The 22,863-nt window shown below is 62.5% G+C and carries 17 protein-coding genes and 1 pseudogene; 12 read left to right on the top strand and 6 right to left on the bottom strand.

What is annotated here, in order from left to right:
- Positions 1–63 precede the first annotated feature (63 nt).
- Positions 64–3,553, bottom strand: a pseudogene (smc, locus tag LOY26_RS18720) (chromosome segregation protein SMC).
- Between the two features lie 2 nt (positions 3,554–3,555).
- Positions 3,556–4,215 (bottom strand): GntR family transcriptional regulator, encoded by a 660-nt coding sequence (locus LOY26_RS18725; RefSeq protein WP_033699372.1) that lies wholly within the window; start codon positions 4,213–4,215, stop codon positions 3,556–3,558.
- 267 nt (positions 4,216–4,482) lie between these two features.
- On the opposite strand from LOY26_RS18725, the gene xdhA reads away from it, so the two are divergent.
- The 4 genes from xdhA (at position 4,483) to guaD (ending at position 10,667) form a co-directional block, all read left to right on the top strand.
- Positions 4,483–5,937 (top strand): xanthine dehydrogenase small subunit, encoded by a 1,455-nt coding sequence (gene xdhA, locus LOY26_RS18730; RefSeq protein ID WP_186656407.1) that lies wholly within the window; start codon positions 4,483–4,485, stop codon positions 5,935–5,937.
- Positions 5,930–8,329, top strand: coding sequence for a xanthine dehydrogenase molybdopterin binding subunit (gene xdhB / locus LOY26_RS18735; RefSeq protein ID WP_258713979.1), 2,400 nt, complete (start codon positions 5,930–5,932; stop codon positions 8,327–8,329). The genes xdhA and xdhB overlap by 8 nt, the downstream gene beginning before the upstream one ends.
- Before the next feature lie 177 nt (positions 8,330–8,506).
- Complete coding sequence (xdhC, locus tag LOY26_RS18740) at positions 8,507–9,352, top strand: xanthine dehydrogenase accessory protein XdhC (protein WP_095063711.1); 846 nt, start codon at positions 8,507–8,509, stop codon at positions 9,350–9,352.
- A gap of 10 nt (positions 9,353–9,362) precedes the next feature.
- A complete protein-coding gene (gene guaD / locus LOY26_RS18745) occupies positions 9,363–10,667 on the top strand; it encodes a guanine deaminase (protein ID WP_033699377.1) in 1,305 nt (434 codons plus the stop codon).
- Here the strand turns inward: guaD and aqpZ are convergent.
- A complete protein-coding gene (gene aqpZ, locus LOY26_RS18750) occupies positions 10,664–11,362 on the bottom strand; it encodes an aquaporin Z (RefSeq protein ID WP_033699378.1) in 699 nt (232 codons plus the stop codon). The two genes, guaD and aqpZ, sit on opposite strands and share 4 nt — an antisense overlap.
- A gap of 151 nt (positions 11,363–11,513) precedes the next feature.
- Positions 11,514–12,269 (bottom strand): GntR family transcriptional regulator, encoded by a 756-nt coding sequence (locus LOY26_RS18755; protein WP_047583646.1) that lies wholly within the window; start codon positions 12,267–12,269, stop codon positions 11,514–11,516.
- A 353-nt stretch (positions 12,270–12,622) separates the two neighbouring features.
- Between LOY26_RS18755 and LOY26_RS18760 the strand changes: the two genes are divergently transcribed.
- Positions 12,623–13,972, top strand: coding sequence for an NCS2 family permease (locus LOY26_RS18760; RefSeq protein WP_047583647.1), 1,350 nt, complete (start codon positions 12,623–12,625; stop codon positions 13,970–13,972).
- Positions 13,973–14,154: 182 nt separating this feature from the next.
- Here the strand turns inward: LOY26_RS18760 and uraH are convergent, their stop codons facing one another.
- On the bottom strand, positions 14,155–14,508 hold the full coding sequence (gene uraH, locus LOY26_RS18765) for a hydroxyisourate hydrolase (protein ID WP_008091641.1): 354 nt from the start codon (positions 14,506–14,508) through the stop codon (positions 14,155–14,157).
- Between the two features lie 377 nt (positions 14,509–14,885).
- Between uraH and puuE the strand changes: the two genes are divergently transcribed.
- The 7 genes from puuE (at position 14,886) to LOY26_RS18800 (ending at position 21,841) form a co-directional block, all read left to right on the top strand.
- A complete protein-coding gene (gene puuE, locus LOY26_RS18770; protein WP_019471481.1) occupies positions 14,886–15,812 on the top strand; it encodes an allantoinase PuuE in 927 nt (308 codons plus the stop codon).
- Positions 15,812–16,327, top strand: a complete 516-nt coding sequence (gene uraD / locus LOY26_RS18775; protein WP_033699383.1) for a 2-oxo-4-hydroxy-4-carboxy-5-ureidoimidazoline decarboxylase — start codon at positions 15,812–15,814, stop codon at positions 16,325–16,327. The genes puuE and uraD overlap by 1 nt, the downstream gene beginning before the upstream one ends.
- Before the next feature lie 61 nt (positions 16,328–16,388).
- Positions 16,389–16,892, top strand: a complete 504-nt coding sequence (locus LOY26_RS18780; RefSeq protein WP_027592958.1) for an ureidoglycolate lyase — start codon at positions 16,389–16,391, stop codon at positions 16,890–16,892.
- Between the two features lie 43 nt (positions 16,893–16,935).
- Positions 16,936–18,264, top strand: a complete 1,329-nt coding sequence (locus LOY26_RS18785; protein WP_033699385.1) for a urate hydroxylase PuuD — start codon at positions 16,936–16,938, stop codon at positions 18,262–18,264.
- A 158-nt stretch (positions 18,265–18,422) separates the two neighbouring features.
- A complete protein-coding gene (locus LOY26_RS18790) occupies positions 18,423–19,778 on the top strand; it encodes a nucleobase:cation symporter-2 family protein (protein ID WP_033699386.1) in 1,356 nt (451 codons plus the stop codon).
- Positions 19,779–19,920: 142 nt separating this feature from the next.
- Entirely contained in the window at positions 19,921–20,706 is a 786-nt protein-coding gene (locus LOY26_RS18795) for an outer membrane protein OmpK (RefSeq protein ID WP_186656403.1), read from the top strand.
- A 352-nt stretch (positions 20,707–21,058) separates the two neighbouring features.
- The gene (locus tag LOY26_RS18800) at positions 21,059–21,841 is read left to right on the top strand and encodes an outer membrane protein OmpK (RefSeq protein WP_027592962.1); all 783 of its coding nucleotides are present in this window, start codon (positions 21,059–21,061) and stop codon (positions 21,839–21,841) included.
- A 43-nt stretch (positions 21,842–21,884) separates the two neighbouring features.
- Here LOY26_RS18800 and LOY26_RS18805 read toward each other — a convergent pair whose 3' ends face one another.
- Positions 21,885–22,799: a DUF808 domain-containing protein gene (locus tag LOY26_RS18805; protein WP_033699388.1), complete on the bottom strand. Its 915-nt coding sequence runs from the start codon at positions 22,797–22,799 to the stop codon at positions 21,885–21,887.
- Positions 22,800–22,863: the final 64 nt, after the last annotated feature.

Genomic DNA, 22,863 nt, shown 5'->3' on the forward strand with positions numbered 1-22,863 from the left:
TTTACACCGTCTGTCGCACATGACGGGGCCATTTCACTACAGAATGTGCCCTATCTTCGCTCATCAGGCGTCGACCATTGCCATCGCCTCCTCCACATCCACCGCCACCAGGCGGGAGCAGCCGGGCTCGTGCATGGTTACCCCCATCAATTGATCCGCCATCTCCATGGCAATCTTGTTATGGGTGATGTAGATGAACTGCACGCTCTCACTCATTTCCTTCACCAGCCGCGCGTAACGCCCGACGTTGGCATCGTCCAGCGGCGCATCGACCTCGTCGAGCATGCAGAACGGTGCGGGGTTCAACTTGAAAATGGCAAACACCAGCGCCAGGGCGGTCAGTGCCTTCTCGCCACCGGACAGCAAATGGATGGTGCTGTTCTTCTTGCCCGGTGGTCGCGCCATGATCGTCACCCCTGTATCGAGTAGATCTTCGCCCGTCAGTTCCAGATAAGCGCTGCCACCACCGAAAACTTTTGGAAAAAGTGCCTGTAATCCAGCATTTATCTGATCAAAGGTATCTTTGAAGCGGTTGCGGGTTTCCTTGTCGATCTTGCGGATGACGTTTTCGAGGGTCTCCAGCGCTTCGACAAGGTCGGCGTTCTGCGCGTCCAGGTAGCGCTTGCGCTCGGACTGTTGCTCGTATTCTTCGATCGCTGCCAGGTTGATCGCGCCCAGGCGCTGGATACGCGCCTCGGTCTGTTCCAGCGCCTGCTCGGTGCCCTGTTCGCTGTCGTCGGCTTCGAGCGTGGCAAGCACGCCTTGCAGGTCGTAACCGTCGGCCAGCAATTGCTCTTGCAGGGTCTTGCGCCGCACATCCAGGCCCTGGCACTCCAAACGCAGCTGCTCCAGCTGGCCGCGCAGCAGTTGGGCTTGCTGCTCGGCCTGGCTGCGGCGTTTTTTCGGCGTCGCGCAGTGCACGGTCGGCCTCGTCCATGTGCAGGCGGGCCTGGCGCATTTCCTCGTCGACGCTCATGCGCCGCTCCAGCAGCTCTTCGAGCTTCAGGCGCAACTCTTCGAGGGGTGCTTCGCCCTCCTCCAGGTTCAGGCTCAGTTGCTCCTGGCGCTCGGTCAGGCGTGCGGCCTGCTGCTCCAAGCGCTCCAGGGCCTGACGGGTGGAGTCATGCTGGGCCCGCAGCGAGCCCAGGCGCACGGCCAGCTGGTGGGCATGGTCCTTGTGCTGGCGCGCCTCCTGGCGAACGCGATCGAGGCCTTCGCGCAAGGTATCGCGACGGGCCATCAACTGCTCGCGCTGTTCGGTGTCCTGGGCCATGAGGTCCAGGGCTTCCTGCAGCACCAGCCGCGCCTCGCCCAGTTGCTCGTGTTCCAGGGCGCGCTGCTCCTGCAGTTCGGTCAGTTCTTCCTGCAGACGGCGGCGGCGCAATTCGACTTGCTCGGCACGGGCACGGCTGGCCGACAGGCTGGCCTTGAACTCGCCATGCTGGCGGCTCTCTTCCTGGGTACGGCGGCGCAACTGCTCGCGCTGCTCTTCAAAGCCCAACTGCTGCTCGCGCAGGCCTTGGAGCTGTTGCTCAAGATGCTCCAGGGCGGCTTGCTGCTCCAACTGCTCCTGGCCCAGGCGTTCGATTTCCTGGCCGCGGGCCAACACCCCGCCTTCGGCTTCGCCACCTCGGCTGACCCGCAAAAAATGCCGGCCCACCCAGTAACCGTCACGGCTGACCAGGCTCTGCCCTTCATTCAGGGTGGCCCGCAGCGCCAGCGCCTGGGCCAGGTCATCAACCGGCTTTACCTGCCCCAGCCAGGGCGTCAGGTCGGTACGCCCTTCGACCTTGTCCAGCAGGCTGCCCGCCAGCCGCGCACCCTCGCCGCCGGCCAGCAGCAAGCGCAACTCGCCTTGCTCCAGGTCGGCGAAATCGAGGTTGTTGAAGTCATCGACCAGCACCGCCTGCAGGTCGGCGCCAAGCACCGTTTCTACTGCCAGCTCCCAGCCCGGCTCGACCCGCAGCCCTTCCGCCAGGCGGGGGCGCTGCGCCAGGCCTTGCTCGCGCAACCAGTCTGCGGCGCCTACACCAGGCTCCAGCGCAGCCTGCTGCAAGGCCTCCAACGATGCCAGGCGACCACCCAGACGCTGCAGGTCGCCCTGCGCCTGCTGTTGCGCCTGGGTGGCCTGCTGCAACTGCTCGCGCGTGCCTTCGAGGCGCTCGACCACTTGCTCTTCGGCCCCCTGCAACTCGTCCAGCAGCATTTCGCTACTGGCCAACTGTTCGGCCAGTTCGAGCAGGGCGGCATCCTGTGGCTCAGCGCCCAACAAGTCGCGCTCTTCACCCAGCTTGCGCTGGCGCTCCGCCAAGCGCTCCAGGCTGGTTTCCAGCTGCTGCAGGCGCGCCTGCTGCACTTCCGCCTGGCGCCGGGGCTCGGCGGAGCGGGTGTTGAAGCTGTCCCACTGCTCTTGCCAGCCGTGCATGCCCAGCTCGGCTTCTTCGAGGGTGGCGGCGGCCTCTTCGGCGGCCGCCAGGGTCATTTCCTGCTCAGGCACCAGCATGGCCAGTTCTTCGCCAAGGGTTGCCAGCAGGGTGCGGTCATGGCCCAGGTGCGACTCGGTCTCCAGGCGCGTGCGCTCGGCTTCCTTGAAGTCGTCCTGCAATTGGCGCAGGCGCTGTTGACCGTGCTGGATGCTCTGCTCGACCCGGGCGATATCGCCTGCCACCGAATAGAAGCGGCCTTGGACCTGGTTGAAGCGTTCGGACAATTCGTGATGGCCATCGCGCAGGCGCTCGATGCTGGCGTCGGCGTTACGCTGCTCGGCCACCAAGGCCTCGTGGGACACATCCTGGTCGCCGATCACCGCTTCGCGCTGGCGTACGCGTTCGTCCAGGTCGCGCCAGCGCAGGGCCGACAGGCGCGCCTTGAGCTGGCGTTCCTGGGCCTTGTACTCGCGGTACTTCTCGGCGGCCTGGGCCTGGCGGTGCAGGCGTTCGAGCTGGCGCTCAAGCTCGTCGCGCAGGTCGGTCAGGCGCGCCAGGTTTTCCTGGGTGCGGCGGATGCGGTTTTCGGTTTCGCGACGGCGCTCCTTGTACTTGGAGATGCCCGCCGCCTCCTCGATGAAGTTGCGCAGCTCCTCGGGCTTGGCTTCGATCAGTTTGGAGATCATGCCCTGCTCGATGATCGAGTAGCTGCGCGGCCCAAGGCCGGTGCCGAGGAAGATATCGGTGATATCGCGGCGACGGCATTTGGCGCCGTTGAGGTAGTAGCTGTTCTGCGCGTCGCGGGTCACCTTGCGGCGGATGGAAATCTCGGCGTAGGCCGCGTATTCACCTACCAGGGTGTTGTCGCTGTTGTCGAACACCAGCTCGATGCTGGCCTGGCTGACCGGCTTGCGGCTGGTGGAGCCGTTGAAGATGACATCGGTCATCGACTCGCCGCGCAGGTTTTTCGCCGAGCTCTCGCCCATCACCCAGCGCACCGCGTCGATGATGTTGGACTTGCCGCAACCGTTGGGGCCGACCACGGCCGCCATGTTGCTGGGGAAGTTGACCGTGGTCGGGTCGACGAACGACTTGAAACCGGCCAGGCGAATGCATTTGAGCCGCATGGTCAGGCCCGGGCCAACGCCGCCAGCACCAGTTCACAGCTGCGCTGGCAGTAAGCGGTGAGCACCTCGCGGATGCGCGGCAGGTCGCGCGAGACCACGGCCTCGAGCAGGCAGGCGAACAGCTGCAAGTAGTCGTCGGTGCTGGCCTGGCGCTGGTCCAGGGCCAAGTAGTAGGCGCGGCTCATGGCCGGCTGCAGGTTTTCTACGGTTTCCTGCAGGTAAGGGTTGTCGGCGAACGGATAGGCCGCCCGCATCACCGCGAAGCTTTCGGCAACGAACACCTTGATGTCCCGTTTGTCGCGGGCTAGCTGCAGACGCTGCTGGATCTCCAGAAACGGGCGCAGATCAGCCTCAAGGCGCCATTTTTGTGCAACGGCGTTGCCCAGCAGGATGTAGAACTCGCCCATCAGGTTGCACAGGCTGCGCACGCTGCGCTCGTCCAGCTTGGTCACATGGGCGCCACGGCGCGGCAAAATCGCGACCAGATGCCGACGTTCGAGGATCAATAGTGCCTCACGCACCGAACCGCGGCTGACATTCAGCGCCTGGGTGACCTTTTGCTCCTGGATGCGCTCGCCTGGCGCCAGCTCGCCGCGGATGATGCGTTCGGCCAGGTAATCGGCAATCTGCTCGGAGAGGCTGTCCGGGGCCTTGAACGTCATGGTTTTCCTTCAAAATCATTGAACTGGGCACAAGGGGCGGATTGTAGCGTACTTGACCGGCACGCGCGCAGAGGGGCCTTGCGCTTTATTTGGCCTGCCAGACAGCCGCCTGCCCGGCGCGATCTATGCTTGTAGTAAAGGCCATGTGTAGGGCCGGGTGTAGAGATGCGTATTTTCCTGACCTTTGAGTCAGAAAAATATTGACCAGTTCGTCAGGTCTGCTTATTGTCCGCCCAACAACAATAAAACCATTGCGAGGCCACCCCCGTGATCCAGTTTCTCGTCAACCAGGAGCTGCGTAATGAGCACGCCCTGGACCCAAACATGACGGTGCTGCAATACTTGCGCGAGCACCTGGGCAAACCCGGCACCAAGGAAGGCTGTGCCAGTGGTGACTGCGGTGCATGCACCGTGGTGGTCGGCGAACTGACCCAGGACGACCAGGGCCAGGACACTCTGCGCTACCGCAGCCTCAATTCGTGCCTGACCTTCGTGTCTTCGCTGCATGGCAAGCAGTTGATCAGCGTCGAAGGCCTCAAGCACCAGGGCGAACTGCACAGCGTGCAAAAAGCCATGGCCGACTGCCATGGTTCGCAATGCGGCTTCTGCACCCCAGGCTTCGTCATGTCGCTGTTCGCCCTGCAGAAAAACAGCCAAGGCCCCGACCTGCACCTGGCCCAGGAAGCCCTGGCCGGCAACCTGTGCCGCTGCACCGGCTACCGGCCGATCCTCGATGCTGCCGAGCAAAGCTGCCGCCAGCCTTGCCGCGACCAGTTCGACGCCCAGCAAGCCCAGACCATCAGCCGCCTCAAGGCCATCGCGCCGACCCAGACCGGCGAGCTCAACAGTGGCGACAAGCGCTGCCTGGTGCCGTTGACCGTGGCCGACCTGGCCGACCTGTACAGCTCGCACCCCGAAGCACGCCTGCTGGCCGGTGGTACCGACCTGGCACTGGAAGTGACCCAGTTCCACAAAACGCTCCCGGTGATGATCTATGTCGGCCACGTGGCCGAGCTCAAGCGCATCGACAAGACCGCCAGCCACCTGGAAATCGGCGCGGCTACCCCGCTCACCGACTGCTATGAAGCGCTCAATGCCGAGTACCCCGACTTTGGCGACCTGCTGCACCGGTTTGCCTCGCTGCAGATCCGCAACCAGGGCACCTTGGGCGGCAATATCGGCAACGCCTCGCCGATTGGCGACTCGCCGCCCCTGCTGATTGCCTTGGATGCCCAGGTGGTGCTGCGCCAGGGCGAACGCCAGCGCACCCTGGCGCTGGAAGACTACTTCATCGATTACCGCATCACCGCGCGCCAGGACAGCGAGTTCATCGAGAAGATCATCGTGCCGCGCGCCAGCGATGACTGGGCCTTCCGCGCCTATAAAGTGTCCAAGCGCCTGGACGACGACATTTCCGCCGTGTGCGCAGCGTTCAACCTGAGCATCGAGAACGGTGTGGTCAGCGGCGTGCGGATCGCCTTCGGCGGCATGGCCGCCATTCCAAAGCGTGCACGTGCCTGCGAAGCAGCCCTGCGCGGCAAAGCGTGGAACCAGGCCAGCATCGAGCGCGCCTGCCAGGCGCTGGCCGAAGACTTCACCCCGCTCAGCGACTTCCGCGCCAGCAAAGAGTACCGCCTGCTGACCGCACAGAACCTGTTGCGCAAGTACTTCATCGAACAGCAAACACCGCACATCGAAACCCGGGTGACCGCTTATGTCTAACCATCACGTAGCCAAGAGCCAGGCCGAGATGGCCGAACTGTTCAGCCAGGACCTGACCACCGGGGTCGGCCGCAGCGTCAAGCACGACAGTGCCGACAAGCACGTGGCCGGCGAAGCGGTGTACATCGATGACCGCCTGGAATTCCCCAACCAGTTGCACGTCTATGCGCGCACCGCCGACCGCGCCCATGCGCGCATCCTGCGTGTCGACACCACGCCGTGCTATGCCTTCGAGGGTGTACGCATCGCCATCACCCACGAAGACATCCCCGGCCTCAAGGACATCGGCCCGGTGGTGGCCGGCGACCCGCTGCTGGCCATCGACAAGGTCGAATTCTTCGGCCAGCCGGTGCTCGCCGTGGCTGCCCGCGACTTGGAAACCGCCCGCCGCGCAGCGATGGCGGCCATCATCGAGTACGAAGACCTGGAGCCGGTACTGGATGTGGTCGAAGCGTTTCGCAAGAAGCACTTCGTGCTCGACAGCCACACCCACCAGCGCGGTGACTCCGCCGCCGCCCTGGCCAGCGCCCCGCACCGCCTGCAAGGCACCCTGCATATCGGCGGCCAGGAGCACTTCTACCTGGAAACCAACATTTCCTCGGTGATGCCGACCGAGGACGGCGGCATGATCGTCTACTGCTCCACGCAAAACCCCACCGAGGTGCAGAAGCTGGTCGCCGAAGTGCTGGACGTGCCGATGAACAAGATCGTCCTCGACATGCGCCGCATGGGCGGTGGTTTCGGCGGCAAGGAAACCCAAGCCGCCAGCCCGGCGTGCCTGTGTGCGGTGGTTGCGCGCCTGACCGGCCAGCCAACCAAGATGCGCCTGCCGCGCGTCGAAGACATGATGATGACCGGCAAGCGCCACCCGTTCTATGTCGAGTACGACGTGGGCTTCGATGACACTGGCCGCCTGCACGGCATCAATTTCGACCTGGCCGGCAACTGTGGCTACTCGCCCGACCTGTCCGGCTCGATCGTCGACCGCGCCATGTTCCACTCCGACAACGCCTACTACCTGGGCGATGCCACCGTGCACGGCCACCGCTGCAAGACCAACACCGCCTCCAACACCGCCTACCGCGGCTTTGGCGGCCCGCAGGGCATGGTCGCCATCGAGCAGGTGATGGACCATATCGCCCGCCACCTGGGCCGCGACCCGCTGGCGGTGCGCAAGGCCAACTACTACGGCAAGACCGACCGCAACGTCACCCACTACTACCAGACCGTCGAGCACAACATGCTCGAAGAGATGACCGCCGAGCTTGAGGCCAGCAGCGATTACGCCGAGCGGCGCGAGTCGATTCGCCGCTTCAATGCCAACAGCCCGATTCTCAAGAAGGGCCTGGCGCTGACCCCGGTCAAGTTCGGTATCTCGTTCACCGCCACCTTCCTCAACCAGGCCGGTGCGCTGATCCACATCTACACCGACGGCAGTATCCACCTGAACCACGGCGGCACCGAGATGGGCCAGGGCCTGAACACCAAGGTGGCGCAGGTGGTGGCGCAGATCTTCCAGGTCGACATCGACCGCATCCAGATCACCGCCACCAACACCGACAAGGTCCCCAACACCTCGCCTACCGCAGCTTCCAGCGGCGCCGACCTGAACGGCAAGGCCGCGCAGAACGCCGCCGAAATCCTCAAGAAGCGCCTGACCGAGTTCGCCGCACGGCATTACCAGGTGACCGAGGAAGACGTCGAGTTCCGCAACGGCCATGTGCGCGTGCGCGAGCAGATCGTCAGCTTCGAGCAACTGGTGCAGCAGGCGTACTTTGCCCAGGTGTCGCTGTCGAGCACCGGCTTTTACCGTACGCCGAAGATTTTCTACGACCGCAGCCAGGCTCGCGGCCGGCCGTTCTACTACTTCGCCTTCGGTGCAGCCTGCGTGGAAGTGGTCGTCGACACCCTGACGGGCGAATACAAGATGCTGCGCGCCGACATCCTGCATGACGTCGGCGCCTCGCTGAACCCGGCCATCGATATCGGCCAGGTGGAAGGCGGTTTCATCCAGGGCATGGGCTGGCTGACCACCGAAGAGCTGGTGTGGAATGCCAAGGGCAAGTTGATGACCAACGGCCCGGCCAGCTACAAAGTGCCGGCGGTAGCCGACATGCCGCTGGACCTGCGCGTGAAGCTGGTGGAAAACCGCAAGAACCCGGAAGACACGGTGTTCCATTCCAAGGCCGTGGGCGAGCCGCCATTCATGCTTGGCATCGCCGCCTGGTGCGCGATCAAGGACGCCGTGGCCAGCATTGCCGACTATCGCCTGCAACCCCAGGTTGATGCCCCGGCAACGCCAGAGCGGGTGTTGTGGGGTTGCGAGCAGATGCGCAAGGCGGTGGCCGCCGCGCAGCCTGCATCGCAGGAACTGGAAACCGTTAGCCACTGAGCCTGCGCTCCGTTGTGAGTGTGTGTGTGTAGGAGCGGCCTTGCGTCGCGAACGGGGCGCGAAGCGGCCCCAGCCAGCTCAGCAGCGAAGCTGAAATCCTGGGGCCGCTGCGCAGCCCTTTCGCGACGCAAGGCCGCTCCTACACAAGGCCCGCGTAGACAGAAGAGAGGTTGGATCATGCACCAATGGATCAACGCCCTCGCCGACCACCAGTCCCGCGGTGAACCCTGCGTGCTGGTGACCATCATCGAGGAGCGCGGCTCTACCCCGCGTAACGCCGGCTCGAAAATGGTCGTCAGCGCCACCGCGCTGTTCGATACCATCGGCGGCGGCCACCTGGAATACAAGGCCCTGCATATCGCCCGGCAAATGCTCGAAGACCAGCGCACCACCCCGCACCTGGAGCGCTTCAGCCTGGGTGCAAGCCTCGGCCAGTGCTGCGGCGGTGTGACCGTGCTGCTGTTCGAGCCAATGGCCGCCGTGCAGGCGCAGATCGCGGTGTTCGGCGCGGGCCATGTCGGCCGCGCTCTGGTACCCTTGCTCGCCGCGTTGCCCTGCCGGGTGCGCTGGATCGATTCGCGCGAACAGGAGTTTCCCGAGCTCATCCCCAACGGGGTGACCAAGGTGGTCAACGAGGAGCCCGTCGACGAAGTGGCCGACCTGCCAGCCGGCAGCTACTGCATCGTCATGACCCACAACCACCAGCTCGACCTGGAACTGACCGCCGCCATTCTCAAACGCAATGATTTCACCTGGTTCGGCCTGATCGGCTCGAAGACCAAACGGGCCAAGTTCGAGCACCGCCTGCGCGAGCGTGGCTTCGATGATGCCGTCATGGCGCGCATGCGCTGCCCGATGGGCATTGCCGAGGTCAAGGGCAAGCTGCCGATCGAGATCGCCGTGTCCATCGCCGGTGAAATCATTGCCACCTACAACGCCTGCTTCGGCCAGCATGACGCTGCCGCCAACGCCGGCCCCATTGCCCAGTTGCTGCCGCCCTCCCGGCGCAGCCAAGCCATTTGACGAGCGCTTTATGACCGCAACCCGCAAAGCCTACCGTGCCGCCATCCTGCACAGCATCGCCGACCCGGCCGAAGTCGGCCTTGACGCCTCCCACGCTTACTACGAAGACGGCCTGCTGGTGGTCGACGATGGCCGCATCAGCGCCCTCGGCCACGCCAGCGACCTGCTGCCGACCCTGGATGCCGGCATCGAAGTGGTGCATTACCAGGATGCGTTGATCACCCCAGGCTTCATCGATACCCACATCCACTTCCCACAGACCGGCATGATCGGCTCGTACGGCGAACAGCTGCTGGACTGGCTCAACACCTACACCTTCCCGTGCGAGAAACAGTTCGCCGACAAGGGCCATGCCGACCAGGTCGCGAAAATCTTCCTCAAGGAACTGCTGCGCAACGGCACTACCACCGCCCTGGTGTTTGGCAGCGTGCACCCGGAGTCGGTCAACGCCCTGTTCGAAGAAGCCGAGCGCCTCGACCTGCGGATGATCGCCGGCAAGGTGATGATGGACCGCAATGCCCCTGACTACCTGACTGACACGGCCGAGTCCGGTTACAGCGAAAGCAAGGCATTGATCGAACGCTGGCACGGCAAGGGCCGCCTGCACTACGCGGTGACCCCACGTTTCGCACCGACCAGCACGCCAGAGCAACTGACACTCGCTGGCCAGTTGCTCAAAGAGCACCCAGGCGTGTACATGCACACGCACCTGTCGGAAAACCTCAAGGAAATAGACTGGGTCAAGTCACTGTTCCCGGAGCAGAAGGGCTACCTGGACGTGTACGACCACTTCGAGCTGCTCGGCGAGCGCTCGGTGTTCGCCCATGGCGTGCACCTGTGCGACGACGAGTGCCAGCGCCTGGCCGAAACCGGTTCGGCCGTGGCCTTCTGCCCGACGTCCAACCTGTTCCTCGGTAGCGGCCTGTTCAACCTGCCCCAGGCCGAGCGCTTCAAGGTCAACGTGGGCCTGGGCACCGACGTGGGCGCTGGCACCAGCTTCTCGCTGCTCAACACCCTCAACGAGGCGTACAAGGTCATGCAGTTGCAGGGCGCGCGCCTGCACCCCTACAAGTCGCTGTACCTGGCCACCCTCGGCGGCGCCCGCGCACTGCGCCTGGACGATCGCATCGGCAGCCTGCGCCCCGGCAACGATGCCGACTTCGTCGTGCTCGACTACAAGGCCACGCCGCTGCTGGACTACCGTATCCAGCAGTCCAACAGCATCGAAGAGACCCTGTTCGTGCTCACCACCCTGGGCGATGACCGCACCGTGCGGGAAACCTACGCCGCCGGGCGTTGCGTGCACCAGCGCTAAGGTTCTTTCGCCAGGCCCCGGTACAACGCGCCGCCGATCGCAGCCCCGATCAGCGGCGCCAGCCAGAACAGCCACAGTTGCTGCAGGGCCCAACCGCCGACGAACAGTGCCGGCCCCGTGCTACGCGCGGGGTTGACCGAAGTATTGGTCACCGGAATGGAGATCAGGTGGATCAGGGTCAGGGCCAGGCCGATGGCAATCGGCGCGAAACCTGCTGGGGCGCGGGAGTCGGTGGCGCCCATGATTACCACCAGGAACATCGCCGTCATCACCACTTCACTGATGAAACCCGCACCCAGTGTGTAGCCGCCGGGCGAGTGGTCGGCGTAGCCGTTTGAAGCCAATCCCGAAGACAACTCGAAACCGGCCTTGCCGCTGGCGATGAGGTAGATCACACCCGCAGCCAGGATGGCGCCGATTACCTGTGCGATCACGTAGGGCAGCAGCTCTTTGGCCGGGAAACGCCCGCCCACCACCAGCCCGAACGATACGGCAGGGTTTAGATGACAGCCGGAAATGTGGCCGATGGCGAAGGCCATGGTCAGCACTGTAAGGCCGAAGGCGAAAGCAACACCGAGAACGCCGATACCGAGGGGGGAACTGGCTGCGAGTACCGCACTGCCACAGCCACCAAGGACCAGCCAGAAGGTGCCGATCAATTCGGCACCCATGCGTTTACCGAGGGACATGCTCATGAATCCATTCCTCAAGAAGTTGAACGCAACGAATGCGCAAGCCCAACTGCTTGATGAAGGTTTGCTCACAAGAATTTAGCAGACCTTTGGCTGATGTGTAGGAGCGGGCAAGCCCGCGCCTGCAAAACCCCACATCTACCGAGGCAAACGATCAACCCTTGGCCGAAACCTTTGGCTTTTTCAGCAGGTGCGAGAACACCGCATGCAGATCGTCCGAGGCACTCTCCTCGTCCAGGTTCAGCTTGCTGTCGATGTGGTCCATATGGTGCATCATCAAGCTCACCGCCTGCTCGGCGTCACGCGCTTCGATGGCATCGATCAGTTGCATGTGCTCGTCATAGGAGCAATGCGAGCGGTTGCCGCTTTCGTACTGGGCAATGATCAGCGAGGTCTGCGACACCAGGCTGCGCTGGAAGCTGACCAAGGGCGCATTGCCCGCCGCTTCGGCCAGCTTGAGGTGGAATTCGCCAGAAAGACGGATACCCGCACCCCGATCGCCGCGCGAGAAGCTGTCGCGCTCCTCGCGCACCATCTGCCGCAGCTCGTTGAGCTGGTCGAGGGTGGCGTGCTGCACGGCCAGTTCGGTGATGGCGCGCTCGACCATGCGCCGCGAGAAGAACACCTGGCGCGCCTCTTCAACCGTCGGGCTGGCCACCACCGCACCGCGGTTGGGCCGCAACAGCACCACGCTTTCGTGGGCCAGGCGCGACAGGGCGCGGCGGATGATGGTGCGGCTGACGCCGAAGATCTCGCCCAGCGCTTCCTCGCTCAACTTGGTGCCCGGAGCCAGACGCTGTTCGAGGATCGCCTCGAAAATATGCGCGTAGACGATGTCGTCCTGGGTACCACTGCGCCCGGCCTTGCCAGTGCGCACAGGTTTTTTCAGAGGTTGCAGCTGTTCGTTCATGGGCACTCGAGCACGTGGATCCACCAGTCGGACCTTGACTGTAACGCGTGTCAGAGGGTGGCTGGCAAGTCCTGAAAAGGGATGAAGGACCAAGGTATGGCGCCATTGTACACAGGCTGACCCGTTTCTGCAGGTGGCCTTTCACATATATAGCCGTTGTACGCGCATTTGTGCGCACAAAAGATAAAACATTATTTGCATTCTTTGTACACAAAAGCATAATCCACCGTGCGACTTCCTGACCCATAAGTCAACAAAATGGTCAGGCGTCTGCCTTCCCCTCGCGGAGCCGCCAAGTGCATGCGCAGGACAATGGCTCCGACACAACAAGAAAGACTTGAGGAGTACCCGCTGTGGAAAGCCGCAAATCCGAAGCCCCTACGCTGGATCTCGCCCCACCGCTCGAAACGAGCTGGCTGGAACGGATTTTTAAACTCAAGCAACACGGCAGCACCGTCAAAACTGAAATGATCGCCGGGGTGACCACCTTCATCACCATGGCCTACATCATCTTCGTCAACCCCAACATCATGGCCGACGCCGGCATCGATCACGGCGCGGCCTTCGTCGCCACCTGCATCGCCGCAGCGCTGGGCTGCCTGCTGATGGGCCTGTATGCCAACTGGCCGGTGGGCCTGGCGCCCGGCATGGGCCTGAACGCCTTCTTCACCTACACCGTGGTCGGCACCATGGGCTACAACTGGGAAACGGCACTGGGCGCGGTATTCGTCTCGGGTGTGCTGTTCATGTTCCTCACCTTGTCGAAGGTGCGCGAGTGGCTGCTCAACAGCATCCCGTTGAGCCTGCGCCATGCGATGGGGGCCGGCGTCGGATTGTTTCTCGGACTGATCGGCCTGAAGACCGCAGGCATCATCGTCGACAGCCCGGCCACGCTGATCAAGCTGGGCTCGCTGCATGAACCCGGCCCTCTGCTGGCGGCGGTGTGCTTCCTGTCGATTGCAATCCTCAGCTACAAACGGGTCTTCGGCGCGATCCTGATCAGCATCATCGGCGTCACCCTCGCCGGCTGGGGGCTGGGCCTGGTGAAGTTTGGCGGGGTGGTATCGATGCCACCGAGCCTGGCGCCGACCTGGATGGCCATGGATGTCGCCGGCGTGTTCAACGTCAGCATGATCAGCGTGGTGCTGGCGTTTCTGTTCGTGCACATGTTCGACACCGCCGGCACCCTGATGGGCGTGGCACAACGGGCCAACCTGGTGGCGCCTGATGGGCGCATCGAAAACCTGTCACGGGCGCTGAAGGCAGACAGTGCGTCCAGCGTATTCGGCGCGGTGGTCGGTGTGCCGCCGGTAACCAGCTATGTAGAAAGTGCCGCAGGCGTGGCCGCCGGTGGCCGGACTGGCCTCACGGCTGTGGTGGTGGGGCTGCTGTTCATTGCGGCGATGTTCTTCGCGCCGCTGGCCGGGATGATTCCGGCTTATGCCACTGCGGGTGCATTGATCTACGTGGCCATGCTGATGATGGGCAGCATGGCGCATATCCACTGGGACGAAGCCACCGACAGCATTCCGGCGATCGTCACAGTGATCATGATGCCGCTGACCTTCTCGGTCGCCGACGGTATTGCCCTGGGCTTTATCACCTATGTGGCATTGAAGGCGGGCACTGGCAAGTACAAGGAAATCTCGGCCAGCCTCTGGGTGCTGTGCGCCATCTTCATTGCCAAGTTCGTGTTCCTTTAAGGCATTGCTTACCCGGCTTTAGAGTTTCAGTGCATTCGAGATCAAGCGCCGCACCCGCGGCGCTCGATCTCATGGCCACTACAACATCCAAGCCACCCCCCCATCACTTTCCGCCAGACGAAAAAAAGCCCGCCAGTGTGAGAGCGGGCCAAAGGACCTACGAAGATTCTTCTAGCGACCAACTAGCTTCCGCGATAGGTCGAATAGCTATACGGCGAGATCAGCAGCGGCACGTGGTAGTGCTCCTGCTGCTCGTCGATGCCAAAACGCAGCACAACAACATCCAGAAACGCCGTGTCCGGCAGCTGTACGCCGCGAGCACGGTAGTAGGCGCCAGCACTGAACTGCAGCTGGTAAACGCCGGTACGGTAATCGTCACCCTGCAGCAGCGGCGCATCGACGCGGCCATCGCTGTTGGTCAGAGCGGTGTTAACCAGCTCCAACTGCTGGCCTTCGACGCGGTACAGCTCGACCTTGATCGAGCTGCCCGGGCAGCCATGCGCGGCATCCAGTACGTGTGTGGTCAAACGTCCCATTGCTTGTCGCCTCTTGTTCAATCTGTGGGCAAAAAATACACGGCCATCATCACGCCAAACGGCCTGCGATGTGCGGGAATGGCGTTATTAAGACATTCCATCGTCAAATTGTACACAATTTTTTGAACCCATCCGTCGCCGCCTCCCTAAAGCCGTCATACAGTCGCAAATACAGACGCCATGCCGACACCCACGTCATTAGCTGACCAACCAGGCAGGTTTATTGCAAGGGATTCTCAGGCGACAAAAGGGAAGAAATGCGGAAAAACAGGCTTACAAAAGATTTCAGAAGTTGTATACAATCAGCCCATCCGGTGGTGCGACATCCCGACGCGGCCCGCCCACCCCCGCACTAACGCACAAGAAGGAAAACTGCAGTGAGCGCTGACTATCCTCGCGACCTGATCGGTTACGGCAACAACCCACCTCACCCGCAATGGCCGGGCAACGCCCGCATTGCACTGTCCTTCGTCCTGAACTACGAAGAAGGTGGCGAGCGCAACATCCTGCACGGTGACAAAGAGTCCGAAGCCTTCCTGTCCGAGATGGTGGCTGCCCAGCCGTTGCAGGGCCAGCGCAACATGAGCATGGAATCGCTGTATGAGTACGGCAGCCGTGCCGGCGTGTGGCGCCTGCTCAAGCTGTTCAAGGACAGCGGCGTGCCGCTGACCGTGTTCGCCGTGGCCATGGCCGCCCAGCGCCACCCGGACGTGATCCGCGCCATGGCTGAAGCCGGCCACGAGATCTGCAGCCACGGCTACCGCTGGATCGACTACCAGAACATGGATGAAGCGCAGGAGCGCGAGCACATGCTCGAGGCCATCCGCATCCTCACCGAACTGACCGGCGAGCGCCCGGTGGGCTGGTACACCGGCCGCACCGGCCCGAACACCCGCCGCCTGGTGATGGAGGAAGGTGGCTTCCTCTATGACAGCGACACCTACGACGACGACCTGCCCTACTGGGAGCCGAACAACCCGACCGGCAAGCCGCACCTGGTGATCCCCTACACCCTGGACACCAACGACATGCGCTTCACCCAGGTACAGGGCTTCAACTGCGGCGAGCAGTTCTTCCAGTACCTCAAGGACGCCTTCGATGTGCTCTACGCCGAAGGCGCCGAAGCACCGAAGATGCTCTCCATCGGCCTGCACTGCCGCCTGGTCGGCCGCCCGGCGCGCTTGGCCGCGCTGAAGCGCTTCGTCGACTACGCCAAGAGCCATGACCAGGTCTGGTTCGCCCGTCGCGCGGACATCGCCCGCCACTGGCACGCCACCCACCCGTACAAGAAAGAGAACGCCTGATGACCGCCTTCAAGACCCTCAAGCCCTCCACCCTGGGCCGTGACGCATTCGTCGCCGCCTTCGCCGACATCTACGAGCACTCGCCGTGGGTCGCTGAAAAAGCCTATGGCCTGGGCAACCTGATCGAGCTGGACGAGGTCGAGGCGCTGCACCAGCGTATGAGCGACATCCTGCTCAGCGCCAGCCACGCCGACCAGTTGGCGCTGATCAACGCTCACCCGGACCTGGCTGGCAAAGCGGCCATCCAGGGCGAGCTGACCGAATCGAGCACCAACGAGCAGGCCGGCGCCGGTATCCACCAGTGCACCGCCGAAGAGTTCGCCCGTTTCACCGAGCTCAACGACGCCTACAAGGCCAAGTTCCAGTTCCCGTTCATCATGGCGGTCAAGGGCAGCAACCGGCACCAGATCCTCGCCGCTTTCGAAAAACGCATCCACAACGACAGCGATGCCGAATTCAAGGAAGCCCTGGCGCAGATCAACCTGATCGCCCTGTTCCGTCTGCTGCAGCTGTAATTACCGCTGCAACGAACGTTAGAGCCCTTTCAAGAATAACGAACATAGAAGAGATAACCGCATGCGCACCCTGATGATCGAGCCCCTGACCAAAGAAGCCTTCGCCCCGTTCGGTGACGTGATCGAAACCGATGGCAGTGACCACTTCATGATCAACAACGGCTCGACCATGCGCTTTCACAAGCTCGCCACGGTCGAGACCGCCGAGCCTGAAGACAAAGCGATCATCAGCATCTTCCGCGCCGACGCGCTGGACATGCCGCTGACCGTACGCATGCTGGAACGCCATCCGCTGGGCAGCCAGGCTTTCATCCCGCTGCTCGGCAACCCCTTTCTGATCGTGGTCGCGCCCGTTGGCGATGCACCTGTATCAGGTTTGGTCCGCGCCTTCCGCAGTAACGGCAGGCAGGGCATCAATTACCATCGCGGCGTCTGGCACCACCCGGTGCTGACGATCGAAAAGCGGGATGATTTCCTGGTGGTTGATCGCAGTGGTTCTGGCAACAACTGCGATGAGCATTACTTCACCGAGGAACAGATGCTGATCCTCAATCCCCACCAATAAGAAAAGGTCGATCATCGCAAGGTGATTGGCAGAGGTACATACTGTGGAAGCACACCTTCACGAATGGCTGAACCTGAGCATTCGCTGGGTTCACATGATCACCGGTGTCGCCTGGATCGGTGCATCGTTCTACTTCGTCTGGCTGGAGAACCACCTGAACCGAAGCAACCCGCGCGATGGGTTGTCGGGTGATCTCTGGGCGATTCACGGCGGTGGTATCTACCACCTGGAGAAATACAAACTCGCACCCCCGAAAATGCCCGAGAACCTGCACTGGTTCAAATGGGAAGCCTACTTCACCTGGATGTCCGGTATCGCCCTGCTGTGCGTGGTGTTCTACTGGAACCCGGCCCTGTACCTGCTGGCCCCTGGCAGCACCCTGAGCGGTGCCGAAGGCGTGGCCATCGGTATCGGTTCGCTGATCGCTGGCTGGTTCATCTACGACTTCCTGTGCGACTCGCCCCTGGGCAAGAAGCCAGCGCTGCTCGGTGGTGTACTGTTCGTGCTGATCATCGCCGCCTGCTGGGGCTTCAGCCTGGTGTTCAGCGGCCGTGGCGCATACCTGCACACCGGCGCGATCATCGGCACCATCATGGTCGGCAACGTGTTCCGCATCATCATGCCGGCCCAGCGCCAGCTGGTGGCCGCGATCGAGAGCAACACCACCCCGGACCCGCGCCTGCCGGCCAAGGGGCTGCTGCGCTCGCGCCACAACAACTACTTCACCCTGCCGGTGCTGTTCATCATGATCAGCAACCATTTCCCGAGCACCTACGGTAGCCAGTACAACTGGCTGATCCTGGCCGGTATCGCAGTAGCCGCGGTTCTGATCCGCCACTACTTCAACACCCGCCACGACAGCAACAAGTACGCCTGGACCCTGCCGGTAGGCGCCCTGGCGATGATCTGCCTGGCCTACGTCACCGGCCCGAAACCGATGGCCGTAAGCCCTGAGCAAGCCGCAGCGAAGATCGAGTACCAGCCGCTGCCTGCAACTGCTGTCGGTGGCAAGACCGCTGCCGAGCAGCGCGCCGAGGACGCCGCCAAGGCTGCGCAAGCGCCAGCCGCACCTGCGCAAGCACCGGCCCAGGCCGCTGCCCAGGCCGGTGGTGGCGACTTTGACAAGATCCACAATGTCATCCAGGAACGCTGCACCGTGTGCCACTCGTCGAAACCGACCAGCCCACTGTTCAGCGCCGCCCCTGCCGGCGTGATGTTCGACACCCCGCAGCAGATCCAGGCCCAGGCCGCGCGCATTCAGGCGCAAGCGGTCGCCAGCCAGATCATGCCGCTGGGCAACATCACCCAGATGACCACCGAAGAGCGCAAGCTCGTTGGTGACTGGATCGCCAAAGGCGCCCAGGTCAACTGATAGAAGCCGCAAGCTTCAAGCCTCAAGCTGTAAGTCGTAGGTAACAAGCAAGCATCGAGCGTCAGGCTCCAACGCGGATCACCAAGCTTCTTCTTGAAGCTTGCCGCTTGGAGCTTGACGCTTGGATCCGAGAATAAAAACAAAACTCGAGGTGCTGCATGTCCGAGTCACGCAAGGCGTACATCCCTGTTGCGCCGCCGCGTCAGCCTCTGCCCCTGTTCCAACTGATTCTGGTAGGCCTGCAACATGTACTGCTGATGTACGGAGGCGCGATTGCCGTGCCTTTGATCATTGGCCAGGCTGCTGGATTGTCCCGTGAAGAAGTTGCCTTCCTGATCAACGCCGACCTGCTGGTTGCAGGCGTCGCCACCATCATCCAGTCGTTCGGTATCGGCCCGGTAGGGATCCGCATGCCGGTGATGATGGGTGCCAGCTTCGCTGCCGTCGGCAGCATGGTGGCCATGGCCGGCATGCCCGGCGTGGGCTTGCAGGGGATCTTCGGCGCGACCATCGCCGCCGGGTTCTTCGGCATGCTGATCGCGCCCTTCATGTCCAAGGTCGTGCGCTTCTTCCCGCCCCTGGTTACCGGTACCGTGATCACCTCGATCGGCCTGTCGCTGTTCCCGGTTGCGGTCAACTGGGCCGGTGGCGGCCATGAAGCAGAAGCCTTCGGTTCGCCCATCTACCTGATGGTCGCGGGCCTGGTGCTGGCCGTGATCCTGTTGATCAACCGCTTCATGCGCGGCTTCTGGGTCAACGTTTCGGTGCTGGTGGGCATGGGCCTGGGTTACATCCTGGCCGGCTCCATCGGCATGGTCGACCTGTCTGGCCTGAGCCAGGCACCGTGGCTGCAAGTGGTGACCCCACTGCACTTCGGCATGCCGACCTTCAGCCTGGCGCCGATCCTGTCGATGTGCCTGGTGGTGGTGATCATCTTCGTCGAGTCCACGGGCATGTTCCTCGCCCTGGGCAAGGTGACCGATCGTGAAGTCACCCCCGGCATGCTGCGTCGCGGCCTGCTGTGCGATGCCGGCGCGTCGTTCATCGCGGGCTTCTTCAACACCTTCACTCATTCCTCGTTCGCCCAGAACATCGGCCTGGTGCAGATGACCGGGGTACGCTGCCGCTACGTTACCGTGGTGGCCGGTGCGCTGTTGATCATGCTCAGCCTGCTGCCCAAGGCGGCCTACCTGATTGCCTCGATCCCGCCTGCGGTACTGGGCGGCGCGTCCATTGCCATGTTCGGCATGGTCACCGCCACCGGGATCAAGATTCTTCAGGAAGCGGACATCGGCGACCGTCGCAACCAGTTGCTGGTGGCGGTGAGCGTCGGTTTCGGGCTGATCCCCGTGGTGCGCCCGGATTTCTTCGCGCAGATGCCGCAGTGGATGGAACCGATCACCCACAGTGGCATCGCCATGGCCACGGTCAGCGCCCTGGTGTTGAACGTGTTGTTCAACATCCTCGGTGGCGCCGACCGCGCAGCGCATAACGACGCCTGTCACCAGCATTGAGCCCGAGGGGCGGCGCATTGGCCGCCCCTCACTCACACCCGCAGTAACCGCTACACCGTCGGCCCGCCGGAATGGGCCGCTCGGGGCGCCCCTGCGCGCTAAAAACACCGCCAACAAAAACAATAAGTCCGGGAATCACAACATGAAGCGCATCACCTCGTCCCTGTTGTTGGGCAGCAGCCTGCTGGCCACCCTCCCCTCGCATGCAGGCGAATGGCTGCAATGGCACGGCGAAAGCCTGAGCTACCTGTACGGCAAGGACTTCAAGGTCAACCCTGGTATCCAGCAGACCATCACGTTCGAGCACGCCAACAAATGGAAGTACGGCGACACCTTCATGTTCGTCGACAAGATTTTCTACAACGGCAAGGCCGACCCCGGCAAAGGCGTGACCACCTACTACGGTGAATTCAGCCCGCGCCTGTCGCTTGGCAAGATGACCGGCCACAAATTCGAGTTCGGCCCGATCAAGGACGTGCTGATCGCCATGACCTACGAGCGTGGCGAAGGCGACAACGAGGCCTACCTGATCGGCCCCGGTTTCGATCTGGCCGTCCCCGGCTTCAACTATTTCACCTTGAACTTCTACGTGCGCAACACCGAGGGCAGCCGCCCTGGGGACAACGTCTGGCAGATCACCCCGGCGTGGTCCTACACCATCCCCGTGGGCCGCTCCGACATCCTGATCGACGGTTACATGGACTGGGTGGTGGACAACGACCAGACCCGTCGCGGCACCTACCACGCCAACCTGCAGTTCAACCCACAGGTCAAGTATGACCTGGGCAAGGCCCTGAACCTGGGCGCCAAGCAGTTGTACGTAGGCTTTGAATACAGCTACTGGAAGGACAAGTACGGCATCGACAGCCGTGGCAACGTGGACAGTAATCAGAGCGTCGCCAGCGCCCTGGTCAAAGTCCATTTCTAAGAAACTGACCAAACGCACAAGTTTGTTTCACAGCGCTCCAGGACGGGGCACTTGAGGACCGGCGCGCAAGCCAGTAATCTGCGCGCCCCCTCGCTCAGGGCAGAACGGATTCTGCCTGCGTTTACTGACCGCTCAGTCAATGAATTCGGGCGGTTGGCCAACGTGTTGCCAGCCTGAAAAACCCTTTTCATCCGTTCAGAACGTAGTCGAGCAGGAAGGTTGTGCCAGCCCCGAAAAGTTGGCGCAGCTCTTGCCAAACAGCTGTGGCCTATCGAAAAAAGCTGACTCAAAAGACAAAAAAGCGCCAACAACGAGCGCTGACAACAGATCAATCAAGGGAGCGACACTCGCAATGCGTACCATCAACAGCCTGATCCTCGCCGGCGGCCTGCTGGCCTGCGGCACCACCTTCGGCGGCGACCTGCTGCAGTGGCAGAACAACAGCCTCACCTACCTATGGGGCAAGAACTTCAAGGTCAACCCCGAGATCCAGCAGACGGTGACGTTCGAGCATGCCGATGGCTGGAAGTACGGCGACAACTTCATCTTCGTCGACAAGATCTTCTACCAGGGCAAGAAAGACGCCGGGAACGGCCCCAACACTTACTACGGTGAAATCAGCCCGCGCCTGTCGTTTGGCAAGATCTTCGACCAGAAGCTGGCGTTCGGCCCGGTCAAGGACGTGCTGTTGGCGATGACCTACGAGTTTGGCGAGGGGGATACCGAGTCTTACCTGATCGGCCCTGGCTTCGACCTGGACATTCCGGGCTTCGACTACTTCCAACTGAACTTCTACCAGCGCACCACCGACGGCAGCCGTGCGGGTGACAACGTCTGGCAGATTACCCCGGTGTGGTCGTACACCATCCCTGTGGGCTCGTCCGACATCCTCATCGACGGTTTCATGGACTGGGTGGTGGACAACGACGAGAACCGTCGCGGTACCTACCAGGCCAACCTGCACTTCAACCCGCAGGTCAAATATGACCTGGGCAAGGCGTTGCACCTGGGTGAGAAGCAGCTGTACGTAGGTTTTGAGTACGACTACTGGAAGAACAAGTACGGCATCAAGGACAGCGATGCATTCACGACCGACCAGAATACGGCGAGCTTCCTGGTCAAGGTTCACTTCTGACCTGAAAGACCACAGGGGCCGCATTGCGGCCCCTGTGTCACGGTCACTGAGCCGGGCGCATTACCCGCCACAACTTGCTCAAACCGCTTACGACCGCCAACACGGCAGCGCCCGCAACAATGCCCACACCCCCGTTGAGCAATGCGCCCGTCAGCGCCCCGCCGCGCCCTTCGCTGAACGCCTCGATCGCATGATGCAACGGCCCGATGCCATGCACCAGAATCCCGCCGCCGACCAAGAACATCGCCGCAGTGCCGATCACCGACAGGCTTTTCATCATGTAAGGCGCCGCGCGCAGGATGCCGTTACCCACCACCTGGGCCAGCTTCGATGCCTTCTGCGTCATCCACAGGCCCAGGTCATCGAGCTTGACGATGCCGCCCACCAGCCCGTAAACGCCGATGGTCATGACAATGGCGATACCCGACAGTACGATGATCTGCTGGGTCAACGGCGCATCGGCTACGGTGCCCAGGGTAATGGCGATGATTTCTGCCGAGAGAATGAAGTCGGTGCGCACCGCGCCTTTGATCTTGGTTTTCTCGAAGGCCACCAGGTCGACATTGGCGTCGGCCACGGCTTCCTTGCGCGCCTCATGCTGCGCCTCGTCCTCTTCCTTGCTGTGCAAGAACTTGTGCGCGAGCTTTTCGAAGCCCTCGTAGCACAGGTAAGCGCCGCCGATCATCAACAAGGGCGTTACCGCCCAAGGGATGAACGCACTGATCAGCAACGCCGCCGGCACCAGGATCGCCTTGTTGACGAACGAGCCCTTGGCCACCGCCCACACCACCGGGATCTCGCGCTCGGCGCGTACGCCAGTGACCTGCTGAGCATTGAGCGCCAGGTCGTCGCCCAATACGCCAGCAGTCTTCTTCGCCGCGACTTTGGTCATGAGTGACACGTCGTCGAGCACCGTGGCGATGTCGTCGATCAGTACCAGTAGACTGCTGCCTGCCATGTTTGCCTGTTTCCCGTGAAATGAATGCGCCGGAGTCTAGCCCAAAGTCGCTGCCTTGAGCGCC

It is taken from the genome of Pseudomonas sp. B21-047 (assembly GCF_024748775.1).
Classification (GTDB): Bacteria; Pseudomonadota; Gammaproteobacteria; order Pseudomonadales; family Pseudomonadaceae; genus Aquipseudomonas; species Aquipseudomonas capeferrum.